At 66.4% G+C, this 9,279-nt stretch carries 9 protein-coding genes and 1 pseudogene; 8 read left to right on the top strand and 2 right to left on the bottom strand.

Features of this window, described 5'->3' with window-relative positions:
* Nucleotides 1-158 (top strand): annotated as a pseudogene (locus LB823_RS05070) (acyl-ACP desaturase); the annotation flags it as partial.
* Nucleotides 159-347: 189 nt separating this feature from the next.
* Entirely contained in the window at nucleotides 348-770 is a 423-nt protein-coding gene (locus LB823_RS05065) for a DUF5994 family protein (protein WP_224645673.1), read from the top strand.
* A gap of 236 nt (nucleotides 771-1,006) precedes the next feature.
* On the opposite strand, the gene LB823_RS05060 is transcribed toward LB823_RS05065, so the two are convergent.
* Complete coding sequence (locus LB823_RS05060; RefSeq protein WP_224645672.1) at nucleotides 1,007-1,216, bottom strand: cold-shock protein; 210 nt, start codon at nucleotides 1,214-1,216, stop codon at nucleotides 1,007-1,009.
* Between the two features lie 208 nt (nucleotides 1,217-1,424).
* Entirely contained in the window at nucleotides 1,425-2,501 is a 1,077-nt protein-coding gene (locus tag LB823_RS05055; RefSeq protein WP_224645671.1) for a glycosyltransferase 87 family protein, read from the bottom strand.
* 262 nt (nucleotides 2,502-2,763) lie between these two features.
* Between LB823_RS05055 and LB823_RS05050 the strand changes: the two genes are divergently transcribed.
* The 6 genes from LB823_RS05050 (at nucleotide 2,764) to LB823_RS05025 (ending at nucleotide 8,797) form a co-directional block, all read left to right on the top strand.
* Entirely contained in the window at nucleotides 2,764-3,906 is a 1,143-nt protein-coding gene (locus tag LB823_RS05050; protein WP_224645670.1) for a sensor histidine kinase, read from the top strand.
* A 3-nt stretch (nucleotides 3,907-3,909) separates the two neighbouring features.
* The gene (locus LB823_RS23980; RefSeq protein ID WP_224645669.1) at nucleotides 3,910-4,551 is read left to right on the top strand and encodes a response regulator transcription factor; all 642 of its coding nucleotides are present in this window, start codon (nucleotides 3,910-3,912) and stop codon (nucleotides 4,549-4,551) included.
* Nucleotides 4,552-4,906: 355 nt separating this feature from the next.
* Complete coding sequence (locus tag LB823_RS05040; protein WP_224645668.1) at nucleotides 4,907-6,061, top strand: MspA family porin; 1,155 nt, start codon at nucleotides 4,907-4,909, stop codon at nucleotides 6,059-6,061.
* Between the two features lie 30 nt (nucleotides 6,062-6,091).
* Complete coding sequence (locus tag LB823_RS05035) at nucleotides 6,092-6,313, top strand: hypothetical protein (RefSeq protein WP_224645667.1); 222 nt, start codon at nucleotides 6,092-6,094, stop codon at nucleotides 6,311-6,313.
* A complete protein-coding gene (locus LB823_RS05030) occupies nucleotides 6,310-6,756 on the top strand; it encodes a hypothetical protein (protein ID WP_224645666.1) in 447 nt (148 codons plus the stop codon). The genes LB823_RS05035 and LB823_RS05030 overlap by 4 nt, the downstream gene beginning before the upstream one ends.
* A 235-nt stretch (nucleotides 6,757-6,991) precedes the next feature.
* Nucleotides 6,992-8,797: a hypothetical protein gene (locus LB823_RS05025; RefSeq protein ID WP_224645665.1), complete on the top strand. Its 1,806-nt coding sequence runs from the start codon at nucleotides 6,992-6,994 to the stop codon at nucleotides 8,795-8,797.
* The last annotated feature ends 482 nt before the right edge of the window (nucleotides 8,798-9,279 follow it).

The raw sequence follows: 9,279 nt of genomic DNA, 5'->3' as shown, positions 1-9,279 counted from the left end.
AGTGGAAGATCTTCGAGCGCGAAGACTTCACCGCCGAAGGCGAGCGCACCCGCGAGGAACTCGCCGCCTTCCTCGACGAGCTCGAAGCCGCCGCCGTCAAGTTCGAGGAGATGCGCGACCGCTCGCTCGCTCGGGCAGCGGCCAAGCGGAACTGCTAGACTCGAAAGACGTTCTGCGGTAGGCCGTTTTCCTCCTACCCGCCACGGTTCTGCGCGTTTCAGCACCCCTACAGTGCGGGGCACCCGCGAGGAACACCTCGCCTCCTCCCCCGGACCCGGGGACCGCGATCGAGTACGCGCGATCGCGCCGACGAGACGGACCCATGCCCGCCACCACCGAATGTTGCCGTGAGTCGCGATAGGGCGACGCCGTCCGAACTGCTCGACATGCTGCGGCGGCCGCCGGTTCCGATCGGCCGCCCGGTGCCCGGCCGGGTACTGCTGCGCAGCCCCTCGGCGCTCCCTCATCACATCGCGGGCGTGTGGTGGCCGCGGAGCCGGCACCTCGACCACGAGTTGCCCACCGTCATCCCCACGATCGGAGTTCGCCTGAGGACACTCACCCGCATCAGCTATAGCACGTCCGACTGGGACCGCCGCGAGCCGCGGATGGAGATCATGGGTGATCTCGTCGAGCTCGATCCGGCGCACCCGTCGGGCCTGATCGTGTTCGCCGGCCCGAACGCCACGATCGCCTTCGGGCTGATCGCGCCGAACACGACGCAGCAGCAGGCGGAGCACACCGCCACCGCCATGCTCCAGGAACGATGACCCCGGATAACGAGGAGAGACATGACTGACGAAGCACCCGAGAAAGCGCGGACACGGCGCAAGTGGCCGTGGATCGTCGCAGCCGTCTTTATCGCTTGCACCCTGCTGTCGATGACGTAGCCCTGTCGCCTCAACGTGTGGCTGGGGCCCGTAGCCGGCTGACGCAGAACGACGAAACCGGCAGCGCTCCAGGAGGATTCTCCTGAGCGCCGCCGGCTATTCGTGCGGTATGGAAACTAGATCTTCTGCACCGCGACGGCCTGGGGCCCGCGGTCGCCGGCCTCCTCCTCGAAGCTCACCCGATCGTTCTCATCGAGGCTGCGGAAGCCGCCGTTGCCGAGAATGCCGGAGAAGTGCACGAACAGATCCTTGCCGCCGTTGTCCGGGGTGATGAACCCGAAACCCTTGTCGGCGTTGAACCACTTGACGGTGCCCTGTGCTGCCATGTTGTTACTCTCCTGAGTATCTGTACGGGATCGACGATCGATCCCGGGCCTGCGGAGATACGCGAAACCAAGGCAACTGAGTGTCACAGAGATCTGGTGTAGAACTGCCGCGGAAAGTCTTCGCGAGCGTGTCACCAAGAAAATCAACCGCTTTCACAGTAGCACCCCCGACGAGCAAGCGCCACCGTCAGGCGGAGGGCCTCTCGTCTCACTGCGCAGTCGACGTCAGGGCGGCCGCCGCCCGATGCGGACGCGCCCCGGCGAGGCCGTCCACCACCGCGAGGACGATCAAGACGAAGGGCAGAACGAAGTAGCCTGCGCGGGAGACCGGCGAGACGACGAAGAGGACCGAGTATCCGGCGGCGGCGAGGAGGAGCAGGTCCGCGAGCGTCAGGCACCGCTTCGTCAGAATCCACCACGCGATCGCCGCCGCCGAGACCACCAGGACCACAACGATACCGGCGTAGCCGAGGCCGCCCTGCGCGGCGAGTGGACCTCCGACGAGGCCGGTACCGGCGGGCGACGTGATCGAGGAGAGTCCCAGCGGGAACTCGAGCGCGCTTCGAACGAACCCCCGCGGATCGATCAATGCGGCCGGCAGCACGGTGCCGACGACGATCCCCGCCACGACGACGCCCCACCGCCGGATCTCCATCCTCCTGCCGCGGCGGATCTGAACGACGAGCATCATCACCGCGAGCGGCCAGAACGTGAACTTGATCGCGCACCCGATCCCCACCACCACGGCATTGAGCCGGTACTCGCCCGTCCATAGGGTTATCACCGCGAGGCCCGCCAGCGCGACGACCGGAAGGTCCACCCCGCCGGTGGCGATCGGAATCGCCACGAGCGGACACGCCGAGACGAGCAACAGGACCAGCGCCGAGGTCCTCGCTGCGACCAACCTACGCAGGCCCATCCACGTCACCACGACGAAGAACAGGGTGAAGTAGATCCGCGGATCACCGAGAGGACTCCCGCCGAGCGCGGCCCCGGGAACCCCGAAGACACTCATGAGCGGGAAGTACGGGAAGACATCGTCGACCACTGCCGGCTCGCTCACGTACGGGCTGCCGCTGGAGAGCACGCGGACTGCCCCGTCGCGGACGATGCCGACCTCGTGCTGAGACAACCTCCGCAGGACCAGTGCGGCGAAGGGGATGACGACACAGAACCCGGCCAGCACCGCAACGATCGCACCGAAGGACCTTCGGCAGAGGATCATTCCAGCACCCGCGCAGTAGCCGACGAAGGCGAACACGGCCCAGACCTCGTGCGGTTCCATCCGCGTGGAGGTACCCAGGACGAAGGCGTGAACGGCGAGGCCGGCCGCGCCCGTCGCACCGACGAAACGAACCAGCGGTTTCGCTCCATGCCACGGAATCATGATGCGCGAGAGTGTTTCCTGTCGAGGTAGCCCGATCGTGTCCATGGCGTCCACCTTGGTGTCCACCAGCGGGATCGGAGTCCCCCGAAAGAGCCAACTTCAGCCGTGAGAACGGTCCGGGCCCCGTCACCCGGGCTACGGTGACTGCACGATGGACGCAATGAGCAGGGCAGGTGACGAGCGTCGGCCGCGTGGCCGCGCACGGTGGTCGACGGTCCTCGCAGCGGTCGTATCGCTCGCCGGCGGCGTCGCCATGGCCTTGCTCGCCCTCGTCCCGAACGCGACTCTCTTTCCCACGTTCTCCGTCGGCGTCGCGGTCTCCGTGCTCCAGGCGCTCCCTCTTGTGCTGGTGCGACGGTGGCCGATCGCGGCGATCGCTGTGCATTGCGGCGGCGTGGTCGCGGTGTCGGCGCTCGCGCCTGACGTCCGGTTCCCCTGGTCCGCCGCGAGCATCCTCGTCGGGATCGTGGTGATCGGGACCGCCGCCGCCCGGACCTCCGACCGGGCGGCCGCCTGCTGTCTTGCCGCGATCGCGGCGACGGCATCGGTCGCCGTGTTCCGTCACCACATGCCCCCGGGCTACTTCCTCGCCGGCCTCCTCGCAGGAGCGACTCTCGTGCTCCTGATCCGGCTGATCGTGCATCTGCGAGAGTCCTCGACACGCCTCCAGGAGGAGCGGCACCTACGTGCCGTCGACGAGATCCAGCGGGACGCCGAGGCCCAACGCTCCGCGCTCTCCGTGCAGGTCCACGACATCGTCGGCCACCACCTCGCCGCCATCTCGCTGACCGCGACCTCCCAGGAGGGGCGCGCGAGCTCATTCGCCGAGAAGGACCGTGCACTGACCGAGATCGCATCGTCCGCCGCCGTCGCCCTCTCCGAGATCCGTTCCGTTCTCGAAGGGTCCCCGACGGAGGCGTTCCGTGACCCCGGGACTGCGCTGGACTCGCTCGACGGGCTCATCGCCGCGTGGGAGGAACTCGGCGTACGGATCGAACACCGGGGCACCGACGTCCTCGACGGCGTCGCGCGACCCCTACGCGACGAGGCGTACCTCGTGGCTCGACAGGCGATCACGAACGCCGTGCAACACGGGGCGACGAAGGCGCTCCGCCTCGCCGTCACTGACGAGGGCCCGGTCGTTCGCCTCACGATCGCCAATGCCGCCGATCACGAGGAGATCCTCCCCGGCCGGGGGCTCACGGGCATGAGGACCCGGCTGGAGAAGAACGGCCACGACCTCGCCATCCGCACCCGCGACGGTGTCTTCGAACTCGACGTCACCCTCGTGAAGGAGGCCTGACCGGTGGTATCGGTACTCCTCGCCGACGACGACCCTGCTATCCGCACGGCGATCCGAAAGATCCTGTCCCGCCACTCCTCGATCACCGTCGTCGGCGAGGCCGTCAACGGCGGCGACGCCCTGATCCAGGCCCGCCGGCACGATGTCGACGTCATGCTCCTCGACATCCGGATGCCGCTCCTCAGCGGCCTCGAAGTCGCCCGGGAGGCACTCGGCGACCGGACCAAGTCGACGAAAGTCGTGCTGCTCACGACGTTCGACCTCGACGAGTACGTCTACGAGGCCCTCCGTGTGGGCGTGAGCGGCTTCCTGCTCAAGTCGTCGACTCCCGACGTGATCACGTCGGCGATCCTGGAGGCCGCCGACGGGAACGTGCTGCTCTCCCCGTCCGTCACCGTGCGCCTGGTTCGGAAGTACTCGAAGGCCTACGAGCCCGTGGACACCGGCGCGCTCGCCCGCCTCACCGGTCGGGAGCGCGAGGTCCTCAAGGCGGTCGCGACCGGGCTGTCCAACAAGGAGATCGCTGCCGGCCTCGCCATCGCCGAGGAGACCGTCAAGACCCACATCGGCAGGATCCTGCACAAGCTTCAGCTGCGTGATCGGACCCAGCTCGTGGTGTTCTGGTACGAGAACGGCCTGGGCTGAACCCAATCGGTAAACGTCAGCACACCCTGCATTCCGGCGGCCCGCGTGGTCCAGGACGCCGATCACGACGAAGAGCGCAAGCGCATCAACACTGCGCCGCGAGCAGAGGCGCCTGCGTGTGATCTACGCCATGATGACTCACGCGCACTCCGCGCCGCCGGTACAGCCTGCCCGGAACGTTGAGCTGCGACAACATGTCCGCAAGCACGCTCGAGCGGAATTCGAGATCGCGATTCGTGGATGTGTCAGTTTCATAACGGTCCTTCGCGGGGCTTCCAAAAGACCGAAACCTCTGCTTCAGTGTGACCAGAGTTGTTTATGTGACTGAAGTGAATTTCTTGAGCAGGGGGACAAGATGAACCGTGCTGGTGTGAACCAGGCTGCGCGGCCGGGCAACCTCGAGCGTCGGCGACGAGATCGCGGGATCCGGAAGCAGCTGTGGAGGGCCGGAGCGTTCGGCGTCGTGGGGGCCACGGTGCTCGCCGGTGGCGTCGTCGCGGCGGCACCGCCGGCAGCGGACAAGGCGCCGCGCCCCGGAGCCATCCGGACGGGCTTGTTCGCCGACACCTCCCGTGCGCTGGAGACGCGCGAGGGCTACGTGATCCGGGCGTGGAAGTACGGCGAGGAGCTGCGGTCGATCATCCCGCTCGGACGGGCACTCAACACGTACGAGGCGATCGTCTCGATCGCCGGTGAGGGACTGATCGAGTTCAAGGATCCGAAGAACAAGCCGAAGGTGCCGATCCGGAGCGCGTCGATCACGGTGGGTCTGACCTTGGCGTGCGCGGCCACGCCGCAGAACCTGCAGATCGGCGGCACCCTGTCGAACGCGGTGAACGCCTCGGTGACGCCATCGCTGTCGGGCACTGTCGGAGCCACCGCGGGCGGCCAGGGCGGTTCGAGCGGCGGGCAGGGCAGCGGCTCGGTGAACGGGTCCATCACGCCCGGCGTCTCGGGAACGCTCGGCGACACGGTCACCACGTCGGGAACCATGACCGGCACCATCGCACCGGGCACGTCCAAGGACTTCCCGATCGCCAAGAAGAGCCTCGCCGGGCAGTCCGGGTACGTGGTGACCAAGGAGACCCGGATCGCAATGGACTCGTGCCTCGGCGGCGCGCAGGTCCGGGCGTACGCGACGGCGACGCTGTCGACCGATCAGGGCGATTCCGCGATCACGACGTACGGCAAGCCATTGTTCATCGAGCGCGACAACCCCGGTCCGGCGAAGAACCCGCCGAAGATCACCGAGGACCCGAAGCCGGCACCTGCGCCCGCCGTCGCGGGAACCACGATCGCAGCCGCCAAGAAGGCCGAGCCGGTCAAGCCCGCCCCGAAGCCCGCGGCGCCGGCCGTGAAGCCCGCGGGCGTGGCACCGAAGCCGGTCGCTGTGTCCCCGGCGAATCCCGCACCGTCGAAGCCCGCACCGGCGCCGTCGTCGGCCGCCGCACCGCCGGCGAAGCCCGCCCCGGTGAAGCCCGCCGCTGAGCAGCTGGTGCAGGTCCGGTGACAGCGCGCCGTCGAGCAGGAGAGCGGGCGCATGGCTGAACAGGGACGCGGGAGCGTGCTCAAGGACGCGCTGGGTTTCGCCGCCGGTGCCGTGTTGATCGTATTCTGCGCGGTCACGCTGCCGCAGCTCCCGAAGGCCGTCGACGCGATCGGCCCCTGGCCGGTATGGGGCGGGTTCTTCGTCATCACGATCGTCGCGGGCTGGCTGTTCTGGTCGAACGTCCAGAACATCTACGACCACCTGAAACGATGACCGGCCCCGGCGAACTGAACCTCGCCCAGACGCTGCAACGAGCGTTCATCGAGGCCGGCGAGCCGAGCATCAGTTCGGTCGCAGCCGGGTCGGGCGTCTCACGCCAGCGGCTCTCCGATTGGCGCTCCGGCAAGCACGTACCGAGCCGGTTCGATGACGTCGAACCTGTCATCGCCTACATCCGACTCGTCGCCGACGCGAGCGGATCCGTCGCAGTGAACGGCGACCGAGTCACCGGATGGACCGACGACAACTGGCGGCAGGCGTGGAAGCGCTCGACTACGGTTGCGTCTTCCACTGCGTCCCGCGCATTGCCGCAAGCGGTGGTGCCGCCCGAGAAGGTGGATCGGCGGCCCGTCGCGATCGTCGTCGTCAGCCTGCTCGTTTTCCTCGTCGCGGCCCTCGCGGTAGCGGCCTTCCTCGCCAGCTGGGCGTACCGATAGGTGCGCCGGACCGCCGGTTCGGTGCGATCCGGCGACCTTCGGCAAACAACCGGCGGAGATCACGGTTCAGTAACGGTCACTCCTCTGACCTGCTTCGATTCGCTGCGGGATCCCGCCGGACATGGCCGGACCGTTGAACCGGCAGACGAGGCCGTGCTCTGGTGAATCCATCAACCGCCGATCGTGAATACACCGGCCGAGCGGCACCCCCTTCTCCGCACGAATCGAGGCACACGTGGCATCCCACTCCGACCCACCCACCGACAGCGCCGGCGACACGGAGCAGTTCCCCGTCACGCGCGTCAGCACCGACGCAGCGACTGACACCAACGGCTCGCCCGTGACCGGTGGGCCCGCGCACGCCGTCACTGCAGGCACTCCGGGGATCAGCCGCGGCGGATGGTGGGCCATCACGATCGCGGCCGGGGTCTTGTTGGTCCTCGGGTTCTTGCTGACCTTCGGCCCGGCCCGCTACTGGACTCCCGTGCCGGTGGTCTTCCTCGGCTACTTCCTCCTCTCCGGCCTCATCGGGCTCGTGTTCTGGAAGGGCGTCCGCGAACTCCGCGACTCGAACCCGACCCTCCATTCCGGTGACGGCCCCGCCTCGCCCAGCGCCCGGGTCGCCGCCGCGATCGGTGCGGTCGGTGTCGCGGCCGCGCTGGTCCTTCTCCCCGCCGGCCTCACTGATGCGCCCGCCAACGCAGCGCCCTGCCCGGACGGCAGCAACACCTGCGGGCCGCAGCCGACCATGGGCCCACAGCCCACCCAGGGCAACGGCGGCAACACCACCGCCCCGCAAGCACCGAACACCACCGTGCCCGGCTACACCCCACCGGACACCCCGCCGCAGCAGGGCAACGGAAGCACCCCGACCGTGCAAGGGCAGGTCCCGACCATGCCCACCGGCGACAGCCCCTCGAACGGTTGCATCCTCAACTGCGGCCCCACCCAGGCCCCGCAGGCCCCGCAGACCGGGCAGGCCAACCCGCCCCAGACCGGCCAGAACCCGGTCACCACGGCGCCGAACACCCCGGCAACCACCCCACGAGTGCCGACCACGACCCCACGGCTGCGCACCCCGACACCCGAGACCACCACCTCGACGACCTCGAGCAAGGCACGCGACCGCGACGACGACCAGCAGCGCAGCAGCGATGAGAACCGCGACAAGAACTCCGGCACCCCGTACCAGGCCGCCGAGATCGCCGCGCTCGCCGGAACGTACCGACGGAAGAAGATCTCGGAGTCGGACACTGCGGTCGAGAATTCTACGTTTACTCGCACGCTTGACGATCAGGGCGATCCCACAATGGTGTACAATGATTTGATTACAACCTACCCTGTGGGTGACGCTTTCGGAAGAACGGCCTATCCGCCTAAGCCGGAGGCGGATTTGCAGCAATCCAACAACAGGTTCGGCACGATTCGACCAAAGGCTTCTGCACAGTACGGACAAGCTCGAGCCCTGGCCGCAGAGTTGAACGCTGGACTTCTGACGGGAGTCCTAACGCCTACCCTTCAAGGGTTGAAGCACTACTTGAATCCCAATTCTGGGGACTTCGTGATCTGGGCAAAGGATATGAATAAGGTCATCGGCACCTCTCAGTATCAGTCTACGATCAACGACAGGCTGCGCTCAATGGCCAATCAAATAGCATTAAATGGAGCCCCCATGAAACCTGGCGAAACTCGAACTATTTACTTCAAGACCGACTGGGAAAAGGCGCCTGCAAGTTTTCTTACCAGGGATTACCGACTACTTCTTGGGGATCATTCGTATCAAATGGTTGGCCGGATGGTTGTCACGGCGACCGAGAATGGCTATGATTGGTCTTCGAATTACGCCGTGAGTATCTACGATCACTATAATTTTGCGGCGGGAGCGGACGCTCCAACCGTACTGGCGGCTCAGGGCATCAGTAATGCCGACCTCGTCGCCATGGTTGACCAAGGAGTCGCGCAGGAATTCCGAACCGTTGGAACGTCAGATGTTCTCGCGGCGAGCGGGCAACTGGGCACTACCGGAGCCACATTGAACTAAGGTAGGGAACGTCATGTTTGGAGCCGGTAGGATTGGCGAATCGGGCATTTTTTCACGCTTCGCGCTCATCTCGCTCGCGGTGCTGTTCACGCTATCCTGCGCCAGCCAGGGAAGCGATGTCAGGTATTTTCAAGAGACGAACGCTCGCCACTCGGAAGCAGCGCGACAGTTGGATAACGCTCAAATTCAACTTCCTCAGTCAGCGCAGGTCGAATTTGTGGCCATCCGCACCACGGGGCTGGTCACTGGTGAAGCGTTCATAATATTCTCGATCCCCACCGGTGAACTGCAGCAATTCATGAATGCGTCGGATCTCAGGAAGTCTGGACCAGAGCTAGACGAAAAGATTCTGACGGATTGGCCTCACCGGACCTCCGATGCGCCTCGCACTCTTCCGAAGCATTACGAACTGGATAAGGGTAGGCGTGATCAGCCGGTTCGCACGCGTTCTACGCTTCGCGTATACGCGGCCGAAGACGACG

This window comes from Tsukamurella sp. M9C (assembly GCF_020169415.1).
In the GTDB taxonomy this organism is placed as follows: Bacteria; Actinomycetota; Actinomycetes; order Mycobacteriales; family Mycobacteriaceae; genus Tsukamurella.
The sequence above is the reverse complement of the archived record's forward strand: the minus strand, read 5'-3'. Positions and strand labels throughout refer to the sequence as shown.

Bases quoted from the DNA above. Each gene is read 5' to 3' on its own strand.
- LB823_RS05040 (WP_224645668.1), top strand. From the start codon at position 4,907: ATGAACCGTGCTGGTGTGAACCAGGCTGCGCGGCCGGGCAACCTCGAG.
- LB823_RS05035 (WP_224645667.1), top strand. From the start codon at position 6,092: ATGGCTGAACAGGGACGCGGGAGCGTGCTCAAGGACGCGCTGGGTTTC.
- LB823_RS05050 (WP_224645670.1), top strand. From the start codon at position 2,764: ATGAGCAGGGCAGGTGACGAGCGTCGGCCGCGTGGCCGCGCACGGTGG.
- LB823_RS05030 (WP_224645666.1), top strand. From the start codon at position 6,310: ATGACCGGCCCCGGCGAACTGAACCTCGCCCAGACGCTGCAACGAGCG.
- LB823_RS05055 (WP_224645671.1), bottom strand. From the start codon at position 2,501: ATGGAACCGCACGAGGTCTGGGCCGTGTTCGCCTTCGTCGGCTACTGC.
- LB823_RS05060 (WP_224645672.1), bottom strand. From the start codon at position 1,216: ATGGCAGCACAGGGCACCGTCAAGTGGTTCAACGCCGACAAGGGTTTC.